Origin of the sequence: Paraburkholderia phytofirmans (genome assembly GCF_046028095.1) — a bacterium.
Classification (GTDB): domain Bacteria; phylum Pseudomonadota; class Gammaproteobacteria; order Burkholderiales; family Burkholderiaceae; genus Paraburkholderia; species Paraburkholderia phytofirmans_A.
Genome location: NZ_JAQQDJ010000003.1, coordinates 36848 through 59418, shown reverse-complemented (window position 1 = coordinate 59418; position 22571 = coordinate 36848). Strand labels below are relative to the sequence as shown.

The 22571-nt window shown below is 61.7% G+C and carries 24 protein-coding genes; 11 read left to right on the top strand and 13 right to left on the bottom strand.

What is annotated here, in order from left to right:
• The first annotated feature begins 129 nt into the window (after nt 1–129).
• The 6 genes from PQR54_RS09135 to PQR54_RS09110 are packed head-to-tail and all read left to right on the top strand — an operon-like array spanning nt 130 to nt 5426.
• On the top strand, nt 130–1275 hold the full coding sequence (locus PQR54_RS09135; RefSeq protein ID WP_408245072.1) for an acyl-CoA dehydrogenase family protein: 1146 nt from the start codon (nt 130–132) through the stop codon (nt 1273–1275).
• A complete protein-coding gene (locus PQR54_RS09130; protein ID WP_408245071.1) occupies nt 1272–2051 on the top strand; it encodes a 3-ketoacyl-ACP reductase in 780 nt (259 codons plus the stop codon). Before PQR54_RS09135 ends, PQR54_RS09130 begins: the two co-directional genes overlap by 4 nt.
• A 7-nt stretch (nt 2052–2058) precedes the next feature.
• Nucleotides 2059–3228, top strand: a complete 1170-nt coding sequence (locus tag PQR54_RS09125) for a dihydrodipicolinate synthase family protein (RefSeq protein ID WP_408245070.1) — start codon at nt 2059–2061, stop codon at nt 3226–3228.
• 2 nt (nt 3229–3230) lie between these two features.
• Nucleotides 3231–3650 (top strand): Dabb family protein, encoded by a 420-nt coding sequence (locus PQR54_RS09120; RefSeq protein WP_408245069.1) that lies wholly within the window; start codon nt 3231–3233, stop codon nt 3648–3650.
• Nucleotides 3565–4416 (top strand): sugar phosphate isomerase/epimerase family protein, encoded by an 852-nt coding sequence (locus tag PQR54_RS09115; protein ID WP_408245068.1) that lies wholly within the window; start codon nt 3565–3567, stop codon nt 4414–4416. The genes PQR54_RS09120 and PQR54_RS09115 overlap by 86 nt, the downstream gene beginning before the upstream one ends.
• Before the next feature lie 41 nt (nt 4417–4457).
• Nucleotides 4458–5426 (top strand): Gfo/Idh/MocA family protein, encoded by a 969-nt coding sequence (locus tag PQR54_RS09110; protein WP_408245067.1) that lies wholly within the window; start codon nt 4458–4460, stop codon nt 5424–5426.
• Nucleotides 5427–5494: 68 nt separating this feature from the next.
• Here PQR54_RS09110 and PQR54_RS09105 read toward each other — a convergent pair whose 3' ends face one another.
• The 6 genes from PQR54_RS09105 to PQR54_RS09080 form a co-directional block, all read right to left on the bottom strand.
• Nucleotides 5495–6604, bottom strand: a complete 1110-nt coding sequence (locus PQR54_RS09105) for a porin (RefSeq protein WP_408245066.1) — start codon at nt 6602–6604, stop codon at nt 5495–5497.
• 121 nt (nt 6605–6725) lie between these two features.
• Complete coding sequence (locus tag PQR54_RS09100) at nt 6726–7832, bottom strand: hypothetical protein (protein ID WP_408245065.1); 1107 nt, start codon at nt 7830–7832, stop codon at nt 6726–6728.
• Nucleotides 7819–9138 carry an MFS transporter gene (locus PQR54_RS09095; protein ID WP_408245064.1) on the bottom strand — a complete coding sequence of 440 codons (1320 nt, stop codon included), beginning with the start codon at nt 9136–9138 and terminating at the stop codon, nt 7819–7821. The genes PQR54_RS09100 and PQR54_RS09095 overlap by 14 nt, the downstream gene beginning before the upstream one ends.
• Nucleotides 9139–9228: 90 nt before the next feature.
• Complete coding sequence (locus PQR54_RS09090; protein ID WP_408245063.1) at nt 9229–10380, bottom strand: DUF5624 domain-containing protein; 1152 nt, start codon at nt 10378–10380, stop codon at nt 9229–9231.
• 15 nt (nt 10381–10395) lie between these two features.
• Complete coding sequence (locus PQR54_RS09085) at nt 10396–11274, bottom strand: amidohydrolase family protein (RefSeq protein WP_408245062.1); 879 nt, start codon at nt 11272–11274, stop codon at nt 10396–10398.
• A gap of 23 nt (nt 11275–11297) precedes the next feature.
• Nucleotides 11298–12074: an HpcH/HpaI aldolase family protein gene (locus PQR54_RS09080; protein ID WP_408245061.1), complete on the bottom strand. Its 777-nt coding sequence runs from the start codon at nt 12072–12074 to the stop codon at nt 11298–11300.
• 108 nt (nt 12075–12182) lie between these two features.
• Here PQR54_RS09080 and PQR54_RS09075 point away from each other — a divergent pair, with 108 nt between their 5' ends.
• Nucleotides 12183–13070, top strand: a complete 888-nt coding sequence (locus PQR54_RS09075) for a LysR substrate-binding domain-containing protein (protein ID WP_408245060.1) — start codon at nt 12183–12185, stop codon at nt 13068–13070.
• A gap of 27 nt (nt 13071–13097) precedes the next feature.
• Here the strand turns inward: PQR54_RS09075 and PQR54_RS09070 are convergent, their stop codons facing one another.
• The 4 genes from PQR54_RS09070 to PQR54_RS09055 all read right to left on the bottom strand — a co-directional run bounded on the left by PQR54_RS09070 (nt 13098) and on the right by PQR54_RS09055 (nt 18085).
• Nucleotides 13098–14396, bottom strand: a complete 1299-nt coding sequence (locus PQR54_RS09070) for an L-fuconate dehydratase (RefSeq protein WP_408245059.1) — start codon at nt 14394–14396, stop codon at nt 13098–13100.
• Between the two features lie 110 nt (nt 14397–14506).
• Nucleotides 14507–15445, bottom strand: coding sequence for an ABC transporter substrate-binding protein (locus PQR54_RS09065; RefSeq protein ID WP_408245058.1), 939 nt, complete (start codon nt 15443–15445; stop codon nt 14507–14509).
• An 85-nt stretch (nt 15446–15530) separates the two neighbouring features.
• Nucleotides 15531–16556: an ABC transporter permease gene (locus tag PQR54_RS09060; RefSeq protein WP_408245057.1), complete on the bottom strand. Its 1026-nt coding sequence runs from the start codon at nt 16554–16556 to the stop codon at nt 15531–15533.
• A 17-nt stretch (nt 16557–16573) separates the two neighbouring features.
• Nucleotides 16574–18085 carry a sugar ABC transporter ATP-binding protein gene (locus PQR54_RS09055; RefSeq protein WP_408245056.1) on the bottom strand — a complete coding sequence of 504 codons (1512 nt, stop codon included), beginning with the start codon at nt 18083–18085 and terminating at the stop codon, nt 16574–16576.
• On the opposite strand from PQR54_RS09055, the gene PQR54_RS09050 reads away from it, so the two are divergent.
• Nucleotides 18084–18221 carry a hypothetical protein gene (locus tag PQR54_RS09050; protein WP_408245055.1) on the top strand — a complete coding sequence of 46 codons (138 nt, stop codon included), beginning with the start codon at nt 18084–18086 and terminating at the stop codon, nt 18219–18221. The two genes, PQR54_RS09055 and PQR54_RS09050, sit on opposite strands and share 2 nt — an antisense overlap.
• A gap of 183 nt (nt 18222–18404) precedes the next feature.
• Here the strand turns inward: PQR54_RS09050 and PQR54_RS09045 are convergent, their stop codons facing one another.
• Nucleotides 18405–18611: a hypothetical protein gene (locus PQR54_RS09045; RefSeq protein WP_408245054.1), complete on the bottom strand. Its 207-nt coding sequence runs from the start codon at nt 18609–18611 to the stop codon at nt 18405–18407.
• A 203-nt stretch (nt 18612–18814) separates the two neighbouring features.
• Between PQR54_RS09045 and PQR54_RS09040 the strand changes: the two genes are divergently transcribed.
• The 3 genes from PQR54_RS09040 (at nt 18815) to PQR54_RS09030 (ending at nt 21285) form a co-directional block, all read left to right on the top strand.
• On the top strand, nt 18815–18985 hold the full coding sequence (locus PQR54_RS09040; protein ID WP_408245053.1) for a hypothetical protein: 171 nt from the start codon (nt 18815–18817) through the stop codon (nt 18983–18985).
• Nucleotides 18986–19106: 121 nt separating this feature from the next.
• Complete coding sequence (locus tag PQR54_RS09035) at nt 19107–19841, top strand: TetR/AcrR family transcriptional regulator (RefSeq protein ID WP_408245052.1); 735 nt, start codon at nt 19107–19109, stop codon at nt 19839–19841.
• A 106-nt stretch (nt 19842–19947) separates the two neighbouring features.
• On the top strand, nt 19948–21285 hold the full coding sequence (locus PQR54_RS09030; RefSeq protein WP_408245051.1) for a sensor histidine kinase: 1338 nt from the start codon (nt 19948–19950) through the stop codon (nt 21283–21285).
• Nucleotides 21286–21303: 18 nt separating this feature from the next.
• Here the strand turns inward: PQR54_RS09030 and PQR54_RS09025 are convergent, their stop codons facing one another.
• Together PQR54_RS09025 and PQR54_RS09020 are read right to left on the bottom strand one after the other, a co-directional pair.
• Nucleotides 21304–21564: a hypothetical protein gene (locus tag PQR54_RS09025; RefSeq protein WP_408245050.1), complete on the bottom strand. Its 261-nt coding sequence runs from the start codon at nt 21562–21564 to the stop codon at nt 21304–21306.
• A gap of 239 nt (nt 21565–21803) precedes the next feature.
• On the bottom strand, nt 21804–22385 hold the full coding sequence (locus PQR54_RS09020; protein ID WP_408245049.1) for an LOG family protein: 582 nt from the start codon (nt 22383–22385) through the stop codon (nt 21804–21806).
• Nucleotides 22386–22571: the final 186 nt, after the last annotated feature.

Below are 22571 nucleotides of genomic sequence, written 5' to 3'. Positions count from 1 at the left end.
TTGGTTACTTGTTGCCAATGTTGGCACATGAAAACACGTAATTCAAGTAGCGATGCGCGAGGCTCGGGTTTACCTGAACGAGCCCAGTGAGGCGCAAAAACAGGTACCGATCGATACGATGGAGACAGCATGAAACTCTCAGACACGCACCAGCAGATTCGCGAAACCACGCGCCGTTTCGCGCAGGAAGTGATTCGTCCGATCACGGAAGAACTGGATCGCGACGAGCGCTTTCCGGCCGAGATCTATACGCAGATGGGCGAGTTGGGCCTGTTCGGCATTACCGTTCCCGAAGCGTTCGGCGGCGCCGGGCTCGACGTCACAGCGTATGCGCTGGTGATGGAGGAACTGTCGCGCGGTTACGCGTCGGTGGCGGATCAATGCGGTCTGCTTGAGCTGGTCGGCACACTGCTTTCGGTGCACGGCACCGGCTCGCAGCGCGCAAAATACATGGAGCCGCTGCTGCGCGCGAAGCTGCGTCCCGCGTATTGCATCACCGAAGCGGACGCCGGCACCGACGTGTCGGGCATCCGCACCACTGCGGTCCGCACGCCGGACGGCTGGGAGCTCAGCGGCGCGAAACTGTGGATCCACAACGCGCCGGTCGCGGACGTCGCGTTCGTGCTCGCGCGCACCGATCCCGCCGCGGGCCGGCGCGGCATGAGCATCTTCATCGTGGACTGCGCGCTCGCCGGTGTGTCGAAAGGCGCGAAGGAACACAAGATGGGCCAGCGCGCGTCGCAAGTTGGCGAACTGCATTTCGATCGCGTGAAGCTGCCGCAAGACGCGCTGCTCGGCCAGGAAGGCCGCGGCTTCCACATCATGATGAGTGTGCTCGACAAGGGTCGTGTGGGCATTGCGGCGCTCGCCGTCGGCATCGCGCAGGCGGGTCTCGAAGCCGCGCTCGATTACGCGCAGACACGCAAGCAATTTGGCAGCCATATCGCCGAATTCCAGGGCATTCAGTGGATGCTGGCGGACATGGCAACCGACATCCAGGCCGCGCGGCTGCTCGTGCACGATGCGGCGGAACGGCTCGAAGCGGGCGAACGCGCGAGCATTGCGTGTTCGATGGCGAAGTGTTTCGCGGGCGATGCCGCCGTCAAGCACAGCGCGAACGCCGTGCAGATTTTCGGCGGCAGCGGCTACATTCGCGGCTATGAAGTCGAGCGTCTGTATCGCGACGCGAAGATCACGCAGATCTACGAAGGTACCAACCAGATTCAACGCACCATCGTCGCGCGCGATCTGATCGCCAACGGAGCCACGCTATGAGTGCGCGTCCCATTGCTCTTGTCACGGGCAGCCGACGCGGCATCGGCCGCGCGATCGCCGTCGAACTCGGGCGCGCCGGTTTCGACGTCGCGTTGACCGATGCGGCAGCATCGCAAGAACTCGACGACGCCGTGCGCGAGGTCGAACGAACCGGCGCGCGTGCAATCGCGGTCATCTCCGATCTCGCCGACATCGACTCGCATGCTGCCACGTTGCGTGAGATCGAAGCCACGCTCGAAGGCCAGATCGATTGCCTCGTGAACAACGCGGGCGTCTCGGTGATGTCGCGCGGCGATCTGCTCGACGTCACGCCGGAGAGTTTCGACCGTTGTATCGCGGTGAATACGCGGGGCACGTTCTTTCTCACGCAGGCCTTCGCGAAACACTGCCTCGCGCGCTCCGGCGGCGCTGTCGCGCCGCATCCTTCCGTCATCACGATCACATCGTCGAACGCAATCGCCGCGTCGCCGTTGCGCGGCGAATACTGCGTGTCCAAGGCCGGACTTTCCATGGCGAACACGTTGTTCTCGCTGCGCCTCGCCGAACACGGCATCAGCGTGTACGAAGTGCAGCCCGGCCTGATCGAAACCGAAATGACGGCGCCGTCTCGCGCGCGCTACGACGCGCAGATCGAGCAAGGGCTCACCGCGATCAAGCGTTGGGGCACGCCGCAAGAAGTGGCGACCACCGTGCGCACGCTTGCAACGGGCGGGCTCCCCTATAGCGTCGGCCAGGCGATCCGTATCGACGGCGGCCTGCTCGTCACCAAATACTGAGTTGCATATGAACCTGTCAATCAAACTTCCGGCCGCATCCGGCACGATGGAAACGTATCGCGTAGAAGGCGTGCCGCTCGAGGTACGCTCGCCCGCACGCGCTTTCAACCGCATCGCGTATTCCGCGGCGCACGTGGTGGCCGACCCGCTGCGCGCGGGCGAACTGAATGCCGCGCCCGCCATCGACTGGGAGCGCACGATCGCTTACCGGCGCTATCTGTTGCAGCAAGGTCTCGGCATTGCCGAAGCGATGGATACCGCGCAGCGCGGCATGGGCTTGCCGTGGAGCACGGCGCTCGAACTGATCACGCGCAGCATCGAAGGCACGCGCGACATTCCGGGCGCGGCCATCGCGTCGGGCTGCGGCACGGACCACATCGCGCCCGCCTCGGTCGCGAACTGCGATCAGGTGATCCGCGCGTATGCCGAGCAACTCGAGGCGGTGCAGCGCGTGGGCGGTCGCGTGATCCTGATGGCGAGCCGCGCGCTCGCGCGGGTTGCGCGCACGCCGGACGATTACCGGCGCGTGTATCGCGAAGTGCTCGCCATGTGCGATCAACCAGTGATCTTGCATTGGCTCGGCGAGATGTTCGACCCAGAACTCGCGGGCTACTGGGGCGCCAGTGAATTTCCCGACGCGGCGCAGCTGTGTCTCGACATCATCGGCACGAGTGCGTCCAAGGTCGACGGCATCAAGATCTCGCTGCTCGACGAGCAGAAAGAAATCGCGTTCCGTCAGCGCCTGCCGCACGGCGTAAAAATGTACACCGGCGACGACTTCAACTATCCCGCGCTGATCGCCGGAGACGGCACGCATTTTTCGCATGCGTTGCTCGGCATCTTCGACGCGATTGCGCCGGCCGCATCGCAGGCATTGTCCGCGCTTGCCGCAAACGATAAGGCCAGCTTCAACGCGTTGCTCGCGCCGACCGTGCCGCTTTCGCGCCACATCTTTCGCGCGCCCACGCAGTACTACAAGACGGGCGTGGTGTTCCTCGCGTACCTGAACGGCTTCCAGGATCACTTCTTCATGCCCGGCGGCCACCATGGCATGCGTCCGCCCGCCTACCTCGCCGACGTCTTCCGCCTCGCCGATCGAGCCCGCCTTCTGCGTGATCCCGCGGATGCCGTCGCGCGCATTCGCCGCGTCATGGCGCCCCTCGGTTGCGGAGACTGACGATGAGCCGCCCGACCGGTCCTGTGCGGCACATGGTGTTCTGCCGGTTTCGCGCCGACGTCACGCCGGCGCGGCGGCTCGCGTTCTTCGGGCAGATCCGTCGGTTGACGGAAGTGCCCGGCATTGCCTTCACGAACTTTCAGTGCGGGCCGAATGTATCGCCGGAAGGCTACGGCATGAACTTCGCCGACGGCTTCATGATGGACTTCGAGAGCCGCGCCGCCTGCTTCGCGTATCTTGCGCATCCAACGCATCAGGCGATCGGCGCGCGTCTGCTCGAAGCGCTCGATGGCGGCGCGCAAGGCCTGCTCGTGTTCGATATCGATCTGGAAACTTATGAGAAACCTGCAAGGAAGACTCGACCTGTGCTCCATCAATACCGCGACGCTGGGGCATCGGGAGCCGCTCAGCCGCACGATTGACCGCATTGCCAAAGCCGGATTCGGCGGGATTGCGCCGTGGCGTCGCGAAGTCGAGGAAACCGATCTCGCGCAGATCGCAAGACAGATCAAGGCGCTCGATCTCACCGTGACCGGCTATTGCCGCTCGACTTACTTGCCGGCGGCGACGTCGGTGGAATTCATGGCGAATGTCGAAGCTAATCGCGCTGCGTTGCGCGATGCGGCCACTCTCGGGGCGCGTTGTTTTGTGATGGTGGTAGGCGGATTGCCCGAAGGCCGCCGCGATCTGGACGGCGCGCGAAACCAGGTCATCGAAGGCATTGCGATGCTGCTGGAAACCGCTCGCGATTGTGGCGTGCCGCTTGCGCTCGAGCCGCTGCATCCCGTGTACGCGGCCGACCGTGCGGTGCTCAACACCATCGCGCAGGCGTTGGACATTTGCGAGCGCGTGGATAAAGATCGATCGGGCATGCTCGGCGTTGCCGTCGATGTCTATCATTGCTGGTGGGATCCTGCCCTGACGGCTTCAATCGAAGCAGCGGGACGCGCTGGGAGAATTCTTGCGTATCACGTATGTGACTGGCTGCGCGAAACGCGAGACGTATTGCTCGATCGGGGCATGATGGGCGACGGCGTCATCGACCTGCCTGCCGTGCGGCAAACTATCGAAAGTGCCGGCTACGATGGGCTGGTCGAGGTCGAGATTTTCTCCGCGCAAGACTGGTGGCTGCGAGATCCAGATGAAGTTCTGGCAATCTGTGCGGACCGCTTGCAGAACGTCTGCTAACAGCGCGACGCGCGCATCGCATCAACCATAAAGGAACGACAATGACAGACAGAGTCCGCTGGGGCGTATTGGGCGCCGCAAAGATCGCGAACAACTTCCTGGTGCCGGCTTTGCAGCGATCGCGCAATGGCCGGGTGACGACGGTAGCCAGCCGCGATCTCGCCCGCGCACAAGCGTTCGCGACGAAGCATGACATCGCCCATGTATCGGCCAGCTATGAGGAAGTGATCGCAAGCCGGGACGTCGACGCGATCTATATTCCACTACCGACGGCAAGCCACTTCGAGTGGTGCAAGAAAGCGTTGCTCGGCGGCAAGCATGTGTTGTGCGAGAAACCGATTGCCATGAGCGCTGGCGAGGTTCAGGAACTGATTGCTTTGCGCGATCAGACGGGCCTTGTATGCGGCGAAGCGTTCATGGTCGCGCATCATCCGCAGTGGGCCTATGTGCGCGACAGTCTTGCGCAAGGCCTGATCGGCGAACTCAATCTGGTGGAAGGCTCTTTTACCTACTTCAATGACGACCCCGGCGCGCTCAAGAACAATCTCGCGCTGGGCGGCGGCGGGGTGCGAGACATCGGCGTGTATCCGGTCGTCACCACGCGTCTTGCGACCGGGCTCGAACCGGATCGCATTCAGGGCAAGATCGTGTTGGACCCGCGTTTCGGCACTGACCGCTTCGCTCGCTGCGTCGCGGATTTTCCGGGGTTCACGCTGAGCTTCTATTGCGGCACCCAGATGGCGCGCCGCCAGCACATGATCTTTCACGGCACCAAAGGATGGCTGAGCGTCGACGCGCCTTTCAATCCAGGTAGCTATGGCCCCGCACAAGTCCGTCATCGTTTGGATGCAACCGGTAGCGAGCACACGCAAGAGTTCAGCGATGTCGACCAGTACCAGGCGATGGTAGAGGACTTCTCGGACACCGTCTTTGGCCGTACAACAGGGCTCGCATTTTCTCTTGAGAGTTCGCTTGCCAATCAGCGCGTCATCGATCAGATACTGCGCTGAGGATCTGAACGTCAGGGCGCCCGATCGACGGAACGACCGCCGATCAGGCGAACCTGTCAAACGGAAGCCTAAAACAACGTGCGAAGGCCAATGCGTACCGCCGTCGACGATTGGCCAGTACTCACATACTCGCCATTCGCAAACACAGGCGCCGCGCCACCGCCGAGAAACACAGGCGCGGCGCCGCCCGAAGCACGCAGATACGTGGCGCTCGTATAGACGTCGGTGCGCTTGGACAACGCATAGTCGAGCAGCACCGTCACGTTCTGCCATTTCTGCGCTTCGAGCTTGCTGTACCAATAGCCGCCCATCAGCGTAGTGGCGGGCGTGAGCTGGAATACTTCGTTAGCCTCGTAAGTGGTCATCGAACCGCTGTCATTGCGAACGCGGAAATGCGTATCGGTGAACAGCAGACGAGTCAGGCTGCGGCCAAAGCGGTAACTGCCGCCAATGCCGAAACTACTGACGCTATTCGCAATCACCGGACCGGCAGGCAGATCGGGAAACAGCGTGGTGCCCGCCTGCGTCGGTGCATTCACACCGAGGTCATGCGTGTCCGTATAAGCCGCGCCGAGATTCAGCGGGCCGTTCGAATAACGCAGTCCGAAGGCAATCACACGGCCAGTGCCTGCGGTGACCGACTGAGAAGGAAACGCGTACAACGTGCCCGCGGAAAAGCCGCCATAGTTCGGCGACGTATATTTGAGCGCGTTGTTGATATGCAATGTGCCCGCAAGGTGATCGAAGTCACCCGGATGCCATGCATATTGGCCCGCAACCTGCCCCATCGCGAACTGCGTGAGGTTGTCCCAGAAGAAATCATATTGCTTGCCGAGCGTGAACGTGCCGTACTTCGGCGCGCTCAGACCCAACCACGCCTGACGGCTGAACAGAACGCCGGATTGCACCATCGTCCCCGAATAGAGATTGAAACCGTTCTCCAGGACAAAGACGACTTTCGTGCCCCCGCCGATATCTTCCACGCCGCGCAAGCCCCAGCGATTGGACTGAATCGAGCCGTCGTTCGCGACGAATGTGCCATGGCCGTTCAGATTGCTGAAGTACGTCAGGCCGGCGTCGATAATGCCGTACAACGTGATACTGCTTTGCGCATGCGCGACGTGGCTGCTCAATGCCAGCGCTGCGGCCGTGCTCAAACTCAAGGCAAACTTTTTCATTGCTCGTCTCCAGGTTTTATTTTTTAAAGGCAAAGCGGCGCCCTCCCATGCCGAAGGGATATCGGTTCCCGTTGGGGATTGCCCGGCGGGCCGCCGGGCCAGTCAGTGCTCGGCCCGGCCGCTAACCGTTGAAGCGGTACACGGACGAATCGATACGAAAGCGAATGTCCGCGCTCAGGCTATTGCTGACAGCGAGATAGCGCTGCCCGTCGATCATGAAACTGCGGGCGTCTGTTGCAGCCGAAGTCTCGAATGTCTCGACGAGTTCGAAACGGTCCTCACGCCATTTAAAGATCTGCGATTGCGGCACGACCGTCGGTGCTTTCGGCGTGCCGGTGATAAAGCACACGCGCACCAGGTAAAGGCCCTGCTCGCCGTCGATCAGACAGAGCTCGCGCCCGCCCGCCTCGCCGAGTACCTGCACGGCCACGAACTGCGTGCCGTCGAATCGGTACAACGTGGTGTGCTCAAGCAGATTCGCGTGAAGCATCCAAAGCGCAGCGTTCGCTTCGAAAAAGCGAAATGCGCGGCCACCGTTTTCGTCGAACATCTGGAACGTTTCGAATCGCTCGCCGTTCCAGCGATAAACCGGCGAACCGCCGACATGATCCGCATACGCGAGATAGTGTTCGCCACCGAAAGAGACAAATGCGAAGTTGTAGCCCCACTGTCCGTCGAGCGTCTGAAACGGCACGAAGCGCTTGCCGTCCCATTCGAAAATGCGCGACGTGCGGGGATTTTTGGGTTCCACGCCTTCGATCACCACGCCTTGCGCCAGCGCGAGAAAATGCCGCTCGCCGAGCGAGAACGCGAACCATTGCTTCGCGGCGAAAGCCGGAAAGTGCTGCAACGGTATCCATTTCCGCTCGATTCGTTCGTACAGTGTGGCTTCGCAATCGAGTTCGTACGGGCCCTTGCCCGTTCGAATTCCAGCCGCCGCCAGAAACTGCCGTCCGCCGATCCTGAAGTAAGCGAGATCTTCGCCGCCCGGCAAAAACAGTGCTTCATGTTCGACAAAGCGGCCATCCTGCCAGCGGTAAATCGGCGCATCGGTGTCGCTGTCGCCGCCGTTCATGTACGGCGCTTCGCCGGCCACGTCGATTGCCAGTTGCGGCACGCCGACGAACGTGCCCTCGTCGTTCGTGAAGACTTCCACGGCGCGCGCGCCGCTCGTCGGTAGATGCTGCAGCGGTGTGAGCAGAGATCTGCTGCGCTCAGTGTTTGCCATTCCCTAACTCCGAACCTGTGATCGCAAAAGACGCAGGCGCGAGCGCCGCTCCACTTTCTTCGCGTGGCCGCCACATATTCGCGAGACCGATACCCAGCGCACCGCCCACCGCCAGCAGCGCGGCGACCATGAACAGCGTGTCGAACGGCAGATGCTGCGACAGCAGAATGCCGCCCACCAGCGGCCCGATGATCGAGCCGGTCCGACCTATCGCCATCGTCCAACCGATACCGGCCGCGCGAACGTCGGCGGGAAAGAGGCGGCTCGCGATCGCGGGGATCGTCAGCTGTCCGCCGACAAGACACGCGCCCACTGCGAACAGCATGGCGAACGCCACATTGCCCGCGCCGATGATGTGTCCCAGCGTGAACGTCAACAGCGCGCCGCAGAGAAACGAAATCGCCACCGGAACGAATGGTCCGCGCTTGCCGACCACGGTGGAGATCACCAGCGCGCCGGCGATCGCACCGACGTTCAGCACGACCGCGCCCAATGCGGCACGCGCCGGCGCCACGCCGTTCATGTTCAGAATGGTCGGCATGAAGCTGACGAGAAAGCCCGACAGGATCATGCTGCAGAGCACGCCGCCCCACAGCGCCAATGTCGCGGCGAGGCGGCCGCCGGCAAACAGATTGCCGAATAGCTTGCCGGGCAGGCCGGTTCGCTGTGCCGCGCTGCGCTGCCGCGCCGCGGCCAGTTCAGCGCGCGAAACGGTCTGCCGTGGAATCACCAGCAGCACCGGGATCAAAGCGATCAACGCGGAGACACCGCCCATGACGAACACGAACGGCCAGCCGAAGCGCGTCATCAACGCGGCGGTAATCGCGCCGCCCACTACCGCGCCGAGCGGAAAGCCGATGAACATCAAAATCACCAGCGACGAGCGGCGTTGTGGGGGACTGCTCTCGGCAGTGATCGCCGCCACCGGCGGAATCGCGCCCCCCATTCCGAGGCCACCGAGAAAGCGCAACGCAGCCAGCGTCGTCGCGGAAGTGGCGAACGCACAGCCGAGCGTGAAAATGCCGGTCACGCACAATGCGAGTACCAGCATGGGCCGGCGTCCGAAGCGGTCCGCCAGCGGCCCCACGATCAGCGAACCGAGCACGGTGCCGACGAAGCCAGCGCCGAATACGCGTCCCAACGACGCGTGATCGATCTGCAACGACTTCGCCAGCAGGGGCGCGACGAACGACAACATCAAAGTGTCGAAGCCGTCGATCATCGACACCGCGAAGCACACCAGCGTGATGCGCAGCACGTTGTTCGACGGCGGCCCGGCGGATTGCTCCGACCCAAAAGCGTTCATGACTGTCTCCATCCATCAAGGGCATTCGATTCAGCCAGCGCGCGTGCCCTGACGCGCCGGTCGTTTTTTTAACAGCCGGCAGGCATGCCGTTACGGCTTCACGACGTCCGGATACGACACGTTGGTGAAACCGGGAATCGCCACGTTTTGCGGCTGATTGCCGTTGTCATGAAGCTGATCGACGATGTAGTCCGCCACGCAATTCGACAGCAACTGCGCGGGATCTTCCATGATGCGGCGCAGCCGTGCGGCGGTGGCGTCGCGGTCGTCGAGAGAAGTGATGGGCGGCATGCCGTCGGCGGGCGTCGGCTCGACGCGATACGCGCGCTGCTCGGGAAACAGCAAACGCGCCACGTCGATGCTCGAACGCGTGTTGAGCCACAGGTGGCGATACGTGCGTTCGAGTTCGGCAAGCCCGGCCCCGTCGCCGACCTCGGCCACCGAGAACGACGGCGCGTGCGGTGCAACGAGAATCCGATCCGGTGGCAATACACGCTCCGACGCGCGCCACACCAAGTAGCACATATTGTTCGACGCCCACGTCGCGCCCGCCGTCGGGCGGCCGGATTGGCCGCTCACCAGCACCATCGCGCGTTGCCAGTCGATCGACTGCTCGCGCAGCCAGTTGCCGATCCGATAGGCGATGTCGAGGAACGCGAGCCCGAAGGTGGCGAACATCACGTCGTTCATCGGCACGGGCAACGCAGCGCTTAAGGGCGCGGCGAAGTACTCCGCATTCAGGCGCTCGAAACTCAGAACCTCCGGATCCTGTTCGGCTCGCGCAAGCCAGTCGATCGCCGCGCCGCAGGTGTAATCGACGAGGTTGGCGATCTTGCGCTCATGACCGCTGAAGCTCTTCACCGCAACATGATCGCGCCACAAGGCGACCGAGTTGGCCTCACGCACGGCCTGCGCGTGTTGGCGCAAGCGTGCCGCGTCGCTTTTCCACGTGTCGTCGTGCGGCGCCACTTCGCGCATTCTCGCCAGATAGGCCAACGCCAGCGGCAAATGCGACACCGCGGTCAACTCGATAAAGCCACGCGTCGATTGGCGAAAACTTTCGATCGACGGCGCCCGTCCGCCGCCCGGAAACAGCGCGATATCGCTGCCGGTCGAGACGAGCATCGCCGCGTCGTCGGCTTGCTGCGCCATCTGTTGCGTCAGATGTACGCCGATGCTCTGCGGGTCGGACGTGAAGGCACGAAACAGACCTGCAAAAGCTGCGTCGGGTTGATAGGCCATAAGCTTGCGTGCTCTCTAGTAATCGAACAGACGCGCCGGATTGTCCGACAGAATCAACTTGCGAACCTCTGCTTCGTCAGTCCATGCACCGAGCAGATTCAGCAACTCGCCGGTGTCGCGCGTCGAATCGGGAATGTGCGGCCAATCCGAGCCCCAGATCACTCTGTGCGGCGCCGCTTTGATGATCGCCTCGGCCATTGGCGCGACTGCTTCATAGCCGCGATGTTTGGCGATGCGATACGGTGCGCTGAGTTTAAGCCAGCAGTTGCCGTCTTTCAGCAAGCTCAATAAGCGGTCGAAATCGGCTTGCGTGAGACCGTCTTCTTCCAGCATGTAGCCCATGTGGTCGATAACGAAATCGCTCTGTACGTCGGCAAGAAACGGAATCAGATTGCGCACGATCCAACCCGGCGCATAGAACTGCACATGCCAGCCGAGGCTCGCGCACAAACGCGCCATACGCGTGATGTATTGCTGGATCTCCGCGGTCGGCAAGCCGGAGCGTGCGAACAGGTCGAGCCTTACCGCGCGCACACCGGAAAGATGAAAACTGTCGAGCGTCGCCGCGCTGGTGTTCTCCTCAATCATCACGACGCCGCGTGCGATCGATCCCGCCACATGCAGCGCATCGATCATGCAGCGGTTGTCGGTGCCGTAAAAACTCGGTTGCACGATTACGAAGCGCTTCAGTTGCAGCACGCTCATCATCTGCAGATAGTGCGAGAGCTTGCCGTCCGGCAGCGTGTAGTGCGGATGCTCGACCTTCGGATATTTGTCCTCGGGGCCGAACACATGCATGTGGGCGTCGCAGGCGAGCGCGGGCATGGTGAAAGACGGGCGCGAGAGCGTGTCGTAGTCGCGCATCGGCGTGGAAATCAGCGGAGTTTCTGCCATGATCTAAAAGTAGAAGTGTCGAGTTAGAGTTGACGTGCCTGCTCGGCGCGCTCGCGCAGCGCCGCGAGATAAACATCGCTGTCGATGCCGCCAAAGATGAACGGCGCCGCGCCGTCGCGGCGCAGTTCATCAAGCGCCGCGCATTCCGGCATGCCGCCGACGATCACCACCTTGCCGTGCCGCTGCGCCGCCGCGATCACCTGGCGGCACGCGGCCACCACCTCGGGATGCGCCGATTCGCCGGTGTAGCCCATATCGGCGGACAGATCGTTGCAGCCGAGCGCGAGCACGTCGACGCCTTCGATCGCCGCGATCGCGTCGGCCGCTTCCACGCCGGCGCGGCTTTCTATCAGCACTTTGAGCACGGTCGCGTCGTTCAGACGTCGATTGAGTTCGCGAGCGGGCAATTTTTCGAAGCCGACGTAGGGCAGCGTCGCCAGTTGCGAGCGCTGGCCGAGCGGCGGAAAGCGCGTCGCAATCACGGCGTCGCGCGCCTGCGCCGCCGTTTCGACGCGCGGCACGATGATGCCAAGCGCGCCGCCATCCAGCACGCGGTTGATCGTGCCGTAGTCGCGCTCCGGCACACGCACCCACGGCATCAGGCCGAGGTCGACCGCGCACGAGCAAAGTTGCGAGACGGTGTCGACCGGCAGCGAACTGTGTTCCATGTCCACCCAGATCGTGTCGTAGCCGGCGGCTTTGGCCCAACGGACGGCGTCCGTGGTGCGCGAGGCGCGAATGCCCAGCGCAATGATTTTCTGCCGCGCTCGCAGGCGCTCGACGAGTTCCGCACCGTTCATGCTGTCTCCCTTTGGTGTTGGCGTTGATGTTGGTGGAAAACAGTATCGCCCCGGAAACAGTTTTGATTTATTCTCTAAAGCAAGGTTATTGATTTACAGAGCAAATCAATGAATATCCGCCATCTGGAATTTTTCGTGGTCCTCGCCGAGGAACTGCATTTCCGCCGCAGCGCCGAGCGGCTGGGCATTACGCAGGCCCCGCTGAGTCTGGCGATTCAGGCGCTGGAGGCGGAACTGGGAGCGCGCCTGTTTCACCGCACCCGCCGCACGGTCACGCTGACCGAGGCGGGGCTGGCGCTGGTCGACGACGCGCGGGCCATCCTTGCGCGAATCGAGCATGCGAAAGAGAGTGTCTGGGAAACGGTCAGTGGCGAGGTGGGGCGTTTGCGGGTCGGCTTCACGAATGCGTCTTCGTTGTCGCCGCTCTTTCCGCGTCTGATTCACGCTTACCGCACGCAGCGGCCGAAGGTGAATATCTCGTTGCTCGAACTGTCGTCGTCGTTGCAGATCGAGGCGATCGAACAGCGTGAGCTGGATGTCGGTCTGTTGAGGTTGCCGGACGACACGCCGCGGACCGAACTCGTCTTCACGCCGTTAATGGATGAGCCGTTGCTCGTCGCCATGCATGCGGGTCATCGCCTGGCGAAAGCCGCGTCGATCAAGATCAAGGATTTGCGCGGCGAACCGTTTATCGCCTATCCGCGCGCAGCGGGTGTGGCCGTGTCGCAGCAGATACTCGCGCTGTGTGCGAAACGCGGCTTCGAGCCGCACGTGGTGCAGGAAGCGCAGCAGGCTTCGACGCTGATCGGGCTGACTGCCACGGGCCTCGGAATTGCCCTCGTGCCCGCTACGTTGCAGACCATCGCGGTGCCCGGCGTCGTGTTCAAAACGCTCGATGAGACCGACACTACGACCACGTTGTATATCGCGCACCGTTACGGCGATGCGAATGCGCGGGCCATGCAGTTTGCGGAGCTGGCGCTGGGGTTGCGCTGAGTGATCGAACCAAGGACGAACGCCGCCTCACCCCTTCCACGCCGCCCCCTCCGGAAAGTCATATTCATCGAGCGACGCCGCATGCATCTCGATGCTGTAACCCGAACGCTGCGGCGGCATATAACGGCCATTGCGGATCACGACCGGATCGACGAAATGCTCATGCAGATGATCCACGTATTCGAGCACCCGGTTTTCCAGCGACGCTGACACGCAGATATAGTCGAACAGCGAAATATGCTGGACGTACTCGCACAATCCGACACCGCCCGCATGCGGGCACACCGGCACGCCGAATTTCGCCGCCATCAGCAGAACGACGATCACCTCGTTCAAACCACCCAGCCGGCAGCTATCGACCTGACAGAAGTCGATGGCCTGCGCCTGCAGCAACTGCTTGAACATCACCCGGTTTTGACAGTGCTCGCCGGTCGCGACGCCGATCGGCCGAAGCCGTTGACGGATGGCCGCGTGGCCGAGAATGTCGTCGGGGCTCGTGGGCTCCTCGATCCACCACGGATCGAATTCCGCGAGGCGCCGCATGTTCGCGACCGCTTCGTCGACATCCCACACCTGGTTCGCGTCCATCATCAGCTTGCGGTCTTCGCCGATTTCTTCGCGCAGAATGCGGGCGCGGCGCATATCCTCGTCGAGGTTGCCGCCCACTTTCTGCTTGAAGTGCGTCCAGCCCTGCGCGACACCTTCACGCGCGAGCCGGCGGATTTTGTCGTCGTCGTAGCCGAGCCAGCCCGCGGATGTCGTATAGGCCGGATAGCCCTGCGCAAGCATTTCCTTTTCGCGTTCGCCCCGTGTCTTCGCATGACGATGCAACATCGCGATCGCTTCCTGCGGCGTGATCGCGTCGGTCACGTAGCGGAAGTCGAGGCAGCGCACGAGCTCTTCGGGGCTCATGTCGACAAGCAACTTCCACACGGGCTTGCCTTCCGCTTTGGCCCACAGATCCCAGGCCGCGTTGACGACAGCCGCCGTCGCCAGATGAATCGCGCCCTTGTCCGGGCCAATCCAGCGCAACTGGCTATCCGAGGTCAGCGCGCGCCAGAAAGCGCCCATGTTCGCGGCGATATCCTCGAGCCTTTTACCGACGATCAACGGAGCCAGCGCCTGAACCGCGGCCACGCAGATCTCGTTGCCGCGCCCAATCGTGAAGGTGAGGCCGTGGCCGGTAAGCGCGTCGGGCGAATCGGTTTCGAGCGTGACGTAGGCGGCGGAGTAATCCGGCGCGGCGTTCATCGCATCTGAGCCGTCCAATAAGCGCGAGGTGGGAAACCGAATTTCACGGACGGACAACCTGGTGATCGTGGGCATCTGAACACTCTCCTCTGCGACAGTCTTCGACTTCGTTCTAAATGCAAAGAGGGCCGTGGCATCGAACGACGCCGCGACCCTTGCCTCTCCACACGCTCAAAAGGCAGCGCTCAATCGTAGAGCACGGCTGCGATCTTTGGATCGGTCATATTCGTCTTGTCGTACCAGTAGAAGCCCGTGTCGACTTTCTTCGGCAGCTTCTCGCCCTTGAGCGCCTTCACCGCGGAGTCGACCACGCACTTGCCGATGCCAACCGGGTTCTGCGTAATGGCGCCCGCCATCAAGCCCGAGTTGATATCGTCCTTCTGCTCCTTGCCCGAGTCGTAGCCGATCAGCACCAGCTTCTTGCCCGATTCCTTGACACCGATCGCGGCGCCTTCCGCAGAGCCTTCATTCGCGCCGAAGATGCCCTTGAGATTGGGGTTCGCCTGGATCATCGTCTTGGCGATTTCCGCAGACTTCAAATGGTCGCCGCCGCCATATTGAACCGAGACGATCTTGATGTTCGGGTGCTTCGCTTTCATTTGATTGAGGAAGCCGTCGCGGCGATCGATGCCGGTGCGGCTCGTCTGGTCGTGCACGATCACGCCGACCTCGCCGGCATTGCCGATCATCTCGGCCATCTTGTCGGCAGCGAGGGCGGCCGCTGCGAGGTTATCGGTCGTGCACGTTGTCAACGGAATATCGCTGTCCACGCCGGAGTCGAAAGCGATCACGGGTATCTTGCCGGCCTGTGCCCGCTTTAACAGTGGAATGGCCGCCTTGCTATCGAGCGCGGCGATGCCGAGCGCCTGCGGCTTCTTGGCGAGCGCGGCCGAGAGCATGTCGATCTGTTTATCGACCATGGCCTCGGTTTCCGGACCCTCGAAGGTGATCCTGACGTTGTGCTCCTTCGCCGACTGTTCGGCGCCGGATTTGACGGCCTGCCAGAACTGATGCTGGAACCCCTTCGAAATAAGCGGGATGTAGGTGTCCGCATATGACACGCTCGTCCCGCCGATGAGAGCGCCAACGCCAACCACGACACCGATTAGTTTTCTTTTCAACATGGTGTTTCTCCTCCTAAGATGGGCTATCGACTTCAGCCGTTGGGGAGCTTATGGCGCTCCATTCCTTATCCTGTCCCGCGTCGCGTCAGCTTTTCTTGCGCCGCAAAATATCGCCGTAGACCGCGAGAATAATGATGAGACCGGTCACCACGATCTGCCATTCCTGCGCAACGGACATGATGCGCAGACCGTTGGTCAGCACACTCATGATGAACGCGCCGATGATCGTGCCGAGAATCGTGCCCGCGCCGCCGCTCAGCGACGTTCCGCCGATCACCACGGCCGCGATTGCTTCGAGTTCGTAACCTTGGCCCAGCGCCGGCTGCGCCGAGTTCAAACGCGAGGCGATCAATAGTCCAGCAATGCCGCAAATCGCACCGCTCAAACCGTAGATGGCGATCTTCCACCGATCGACATTTACGCCGGACAGGCGTACCGCTTCTTCGTTGCTGCCGAGCGCGAAGGTATAGCGGCCGAGCGCCGTGCGATTGAGCGTGATCGAACTCGCCACCGCCAGGAAAAACAGAATCAGGACCGCGTTCGGCACAGGCAAGCTCGGCAGCAGATCGCCGATCAGCGAATCCTGCGAGATCATGTAGAAGTTTTCGGTGTCGGTGAAATAGATCGGCTTGTCGGCCGAGACGACCAGCGACAGCCCTTTCAGCAGCATCATCATGCCGAGCGTAGCGATGAACGGCGGTATTTTCATTTTCGCCGTCAGCGTTCCCGAGACGGTCCCGCAGATCGCGCCCGTGCCGATCGCGGCAAGGACGCCGGTCCACATCGGCAAATGCCAGTAGGTCAGAAATACGCCGCAAATGACCGCCGTGAAAGTCATCAACGTGCCGACGGACAGATCGATACCGCCGGTAATGATGACGAACGTGCAGGCAATCGCGAGCACGCCGTTGACCGCCGTCGCCTGCAGAATTCCGAGCATGTTGTCCATCTGCATGAATGCGGGGGACGCGAAGCTGAAAAACACCAGCAGCAGAATGAGGCTCCCAAAAGCGAGCAGCTTTTGCAAAGCGGTCGGCGTAAACAGGCGTGCTCTGAGGCCCGAAGAGGTCTTCTTATTACCCAGCGCCGAAGTATCCGATTGCATTGTCATGAAAGACCTCTCGAGGCTTACGCCACGTTTAGGGGTTCGCGCTGCGTCGCCAGTTCCATGATGCTCTCCTGGGTCGCTCCCGACGCCGGAAGTTCGCCAGTGATGCGGCCCTCGCACATCACGACGATGCGGTCGCTCATACGCAGGATTTCCGGCAGTTCCGACGAGATCATTACGATTGCCTTGCCCTGGTCAGCGAGCGAGCGCAGAAGCTTGTAGATTTCACTTTTAGCGCCGACGTCGATGCCGCGTGTCGGCTCATCGAAGAAGAGCACGTCGCAGTCGCGCTCGAGCCATTTCGCAATGACGATCTTCTGCTGATTGCCGCCCGAGAGCAGCCGCACCTCCTGCGTCGCCGAAGGCGTGCGAATGGCGAGCAGATTGATGAAATGCGCAGCGGTCTTGCGAATCTGCGCGCGGCGCAGGAAAAAATTCAGCGACAGGAATTTGCGCAAGTTCGACATCACGATGTTCGATTCGACGCTCATGCCGGTCGCGAGGCCGAAACGCTTGCGGTCTTCCGAGAGATAGCCGATGCCGCGCGCCACCGCATCGCTCGGATTCCTGATCGATGCTTTCACGCCTTTCACGACGATCTCGCCCGACTCGATCGGATCGGCACCGAACACCGCGCGGGCGACCTCGGTGCGGCCGGCGCCCATCAAGCCCGCGAAGCCCAAAATCTCGCCCTTGCGCAGCGAGAAGCTCACGTCTCTGACCAGCGGGCCGGCATTCAGGTCGGTGACTTCGAGCGCGACCTCGCCCTGGTTGGCGATGTGCTGGGAAGGCGCTGCGTCGGTCAAGGTTCGCCCGACCATCATGCCGATGATCGCTTGCACGGTCGTGTCTTTCGCCGCGACCGTCGCCACATATTCTCCGTCGCGCAACACGGTAACGCGGTCGGCAATCTGCTTTAACTCATCCATCTTGTGCGAGATGTAGATGATTCCGACGCCCCGGTTCTTCAGCTCGCGAATGATGCGGAACAGCTCGGCGATTTCGGCGTCGTTGAGCGCCGAGGTCGGTTCGTCCATGATCAGCACGCGCGAATCGAACGACAAAGCCTTGGCGATTTCGACCATCTGCTGCCTCGCGACCGTGAGCGTGCTGACCACCGCGCGCGGGTCGAGGGTCACGTGCATGCGGGAGAGGATGTCGTGCGCTTGTGCGTTGAGTTTGTCTTCGTCGAGGAACAGGCCGAGACGTCCACGCGGCTCACGGCCGATGAACATGTTCTGCGCGACGGTCAGATGGTTCATCAGCTGGAGTTCCTGATGAATGATGCCGACGCCCACGGCCTGCGCCTCGCGCGGGCTCTGGAAATCGACCGGCTGGCCGTCATAGAGAATTTCGCCGGTATCCCGCGTGTACACGCCGGCGAGGATTTTCATCAGCGTGGACTTGCCGGCGCCGTTCTCGCCCATCAGCGCGTGGACCTCGCCCGCCATGAGTTCGAACTGGACTTCGTGAAGCGCCCTCACGCCAGGAAAGCGCTTGCTAAGCCGTTTGACGGAAATGAGCGGGGTCATGATGCGGATCGAACGACAAATCCGCGAGCGCCGCCGGCCTCATTGCGAGGAGCGGATCGAAAAAGCATGGAACGCCGCCTCGCCGGGCGCCGCCGGGTATCGCACTGCAAAGACGGACGGTGCAAAGCGCGGTTGAAATCGCAACGAGAAGCCAGACGCATTGCTGGGCCCTCAAATCGATGTGCCACGATTTTACGACGCTGGACGTCGGCGGCTCAAGCTTAGGCATTCCCTAATATCATGAGGCGAATGCGCCGCGGCGCCTGCTTCCCACTATTTGATTTGCCGCCGATTTCAGACCGATTCGTCGGCTTCGCTATCAGAACAGTTGGGCGCCGAGTTCGCGCAGGCTGTTCCATTTCACAGTGCTGACAAACGTGCGGCCCGAGGTGTCGAGCGATTCGATCATCGCCCGTTGGCCGCGCGCTTCAGCGACGACCCGCACGATGCGCGCCTGATAGCGCAGCAGCGCGCCAATCGGCGGGCACAGCGTTTCCCGGCTAATCCGCGATCGTTTCTTTTCCATACTCAATCTATATAGATGTCCAGCGAGTTGCAGGGCCGCCGACTAGCCACGGCGTCTCTGCGCGTGATGCTACCAGGTTGGCCGGCAACGGTCCAGGCCGTCGAGCGACGCACGACGAAGCTTACGTTGGTCTGAAGCCGTGCTAATTCATCGCTAATTCAAGCCCGATACGATCATCGTCATGGTAACGAAGGGGACCACCCATGGCCGACTTGCTTGAATGGCTCATAGATATGTCGGTGGCGAGCGCGAATGCCGCGGCCACCGGTTCGATCTTTCTGCTGCTGGTCGGCGTGGCCGGCGAAACGCGCCGGTATGTCGTCAAACGTCGCTCGGGTACCGGCTGCATCGGCTGGACGGCAGGTGGGCCTTGAAGTATGCCTGCAACCGGCACAGGAGGCCCGCAGCGTGAAGCGCTCGCGCGTCTTTGACTTTTCCCTGTCAGCCCGTCAATATATCTTTTCATTGTAAAAATACCGACCGCGACCGGGAACCATGAAAGAAGCAACGTCACGCCGCAAAACGTCCGCGCCGCCTAAAGCCCCAGCCCCAGCCCAAACCTCAGCCGACCACGCATCGCGCGAGAAGCCCTATCATCACGGCGCGCTGCCCCACGCGCTGCTCGAAGCAGCGGAGGTCGTGCTACGGCGAGACGGCATTCGCGGCCTGACGTTGCGCGCTATTGCACGTGAAGCCGGCGTATCGCATACGGCGCCCCAGCATCATTTCGGCGACACAGCCGGTGTGTTGAGCGAACTTGCCGCGAGCGGACACCGGCGGCTCGCCGCCACCATGGCGGAGCAGGCCGACGGCATCGAAGCGGGCCAGGTGCGGCGCAAAGCCATCGCCCGCGGCTACGTGAGCTTTGCGGTGGCCAATCCGGATTTGCTGCACCTCATGTCGCGCAACGAAATGCTAGACGCCGCGCGCCCGGCCCTCGTGCAGGCGCGGTTAGCGTCGGCGCGCGCCCTGGCCGGCGTAGTCAGCGCGCCCACAGAACGCGCGGAAGAAGACAAATCCTCTTTCGTTCGAACCACTGCGGCTCAGGCCATTGCCATGACCGCAGCCTGGGCGTACGTTCACGGGCTTGCTTTGCTTCTGATCGACGGACGCCTGAATGCGCTGGCCGCATCCGCCGACGGTATACGCAGCGCCGAGGATCTGGTGGAAGCCGCCATCGAGCACGTCCAGATCGTTCCCGCCGACCCCACAGGCAAAGGCCGAAAATGAACGGGGGGCTCGTATCGCGATGCCGGAGCGCCTTACTCACGTCAATGCCAGGATGGCACACATCCTCTCGCGGTTCGGTCACTCGCTCTTCTTATCGCCCACATACATGCTCAAATCGCTCCGCAACCAACTCGTTATTGCAATCGGCGCCGTGGTGAGCCTGTTCGCCATTCTGCAGGGCGTCAGCTCCTACCAGTTCTGCGTGGCCGGCATGAGCGCGGTACTCGACCTGCGCATGGAACAGGTTGCATCGCGTTTGCGAGTGGGCTTTGGCGACGGCATCCCCACAGTCCCGGCGCGCGGCTCGCAAGATGCGCGCGATATTTTCATCGTCATCTGGAAAGATGGCGAGAGCCAGCCAGTGCGGACCACTGAGCCTTCGTTGCTCCTGCCGCGCGATGCGGCAGCGGGCTTCACGTCGCCGGTCGTTAATGGTGAAAAGTGGCGGATCTACACGGCTCGCGACGGCGCTCAGACCGTGCAGGTCGCGCAGCGCCTTTCCGTACGTCATGAGATCGAGGAGGCCGCCGCGACCAGGACGCTATGGCCGATCGTCGTGTTCATTCCGCTCGTTTGGGCCGCGGTCATCCTTGTCGTGAACCGCTCTTTGCGGGAACTGAACAGGCTTGGCAACGAAGCTCGCGTGATCGATGTGAACCATCTGCAAGCGCTCCCCGTTGCGGGTGTGCCCACCGAATTGCTGCCGTTTATCCGCTCGATCAATCTGATGATCGAGCGGCTGGCCCGCTCCATCGAGAATGAACGCAAATTCATTTCCGATGCCGCGCACGAGTTGCGAACGCCGCTCACGGCTCTGCAATTGCAGGCCGATAATCTGCAACGCGACATCATGCCGAGCAATCAGGAACGGTTTCGCGCGCTTCAAGGCGGCATCACGCGGAGCAGCAATCTGATTTCGCAGTTGCTGCGGCTCGCGCGCGCGGACGCGCCGCCCGTCGGGCAATCGATGACACGGGCAATGGTCAGCGTCGATGTCGCGGCCGCCGTCGTCAATGCCATTTCCGATGTGCTGCCGATTGCCATGCAGCGTGGCATCGACATCGGCGCGGACGAAATGGTCAGCGCCAATGTGCGCGCAATCGAGCTCGACATCGGCACGGTGATCAAGAACCTCGTCAGCAATGCGGTTCGCTATACGCCCGACGGCGGCACAATCGACTTGTCGACCCGAGTGCACGACGGCATGGTCTCCGTCGAAGTGAAGGACACCGGTTCCGGCATCGACGAAACCCTGCTGCCCCGCGTGTTCGACCGGTTCTTTCGCGCCAATACCGACATTGAAGGCAGTGGTCTCGGACTGTCGATCGTGAAGGCGATTGTCACGCGGTACGGCGGGACGGTGACGCTGCGCAATCGTGATGATGGACAGTCCGGCATCGTGGCGACGGTCAGTTTGCCGATCGAGCCGGACGGTGCCGGTTGATGAGTTTCATATCCGGCTTTAGTGGCGCAAGTAAATCGACTTCAGACCCACGTCATAGCCCGGACGCAACAACTCGGCGGGACTTGCGCTCGCATGCGTGCCGCTGTTGCCGATAGCGGGAGCAGCATGCGTCGACATCTGCGGTGAATCGACACCGACCACTTCATAGGCCACCATCTCGACCTGCATTTCATCGATCTGCGTGACGGGTTGTGCGAACGCCGCAGTCGGCAAAGCGATCAGGCCGGCGATCAGTGTGGTGCGCAAAAACTTGTTCATGGTCATTCTCCTTCAAGGTTGCAGCTTCATTCTGGGTATGGAATACGGCTCGCGCTATCGCGAAGTTGCTGGCCGGGTTATTCGCGGCGTCGTTCCCGATTGAACGGCGGTTCGTTGCGAAGTACCCCGGCCAGCCACGAATACATATTGCGAGCCCAGAATTAGCGCTGAATGAGGGAGTTCGAATTGCCCGGTTTGCCCTTCGGCCAGCCCCGCAATGGCTTCCGCCGACGAAAATCCTATAGCCATTTGGGCACGTCGACTCGTGCGTAGCTGTGAAGATTTTCTATCAAGGCGTTTGCGTCTACATCCACGGATATCGAATGCCGATGCGCCGCCGGCAGGAATTTCGCGTCGACCATGTGGTCGATAAACCCTAAAAACGCGGCAAAAAAGCTGGCCGTGTTCAACAGACCCACGGGTTTGTCGATCTCCGAAAGTTGGTTCATCGTCCACACCTCCATCAGTTCTTCAATGGTGCCGATGCCTCCCGGCAGGGCGATGAACGCATCGGCAAGCTCGACCATTCGTTCTTTTCGACTACGCAAGCTCTGCACGATTTCGTGGTGAGTCAGACCTGAATGCGATTGCCCACGCAGATGCAGGCTTTCGGTAATCACACCATGCACGTTGCCGCCGGCAGCCAACGCGGCATCGGCGACAACGCCCATCAGACCTTTTGTCGTTCCGCCGTAGACGAGCGTTATTCGTGCTGATCCCAGAGCGCGACCGAGTGCTCGCGCACCGTCGGCGAACTCGTCGACAGCGCCGTAGTTCGATCCACAGAACACGGCAATGCTTTTGATTGAACGTATCGGCATATCGCGTGAACTCCACTATGGCGACGAAAAGAGATTGCCTGCAGATCCGAGGCCGTCCAACGCGCGGTGCTACTCTGACGCGCGAGACAGGTGATCATTCTACGAACCGCATGGTCCATCAAAAAGGTCCATGAATCGACATACAATCTGATCCATGATTCGGTTGGCTTGATGACGGTCGTTTTA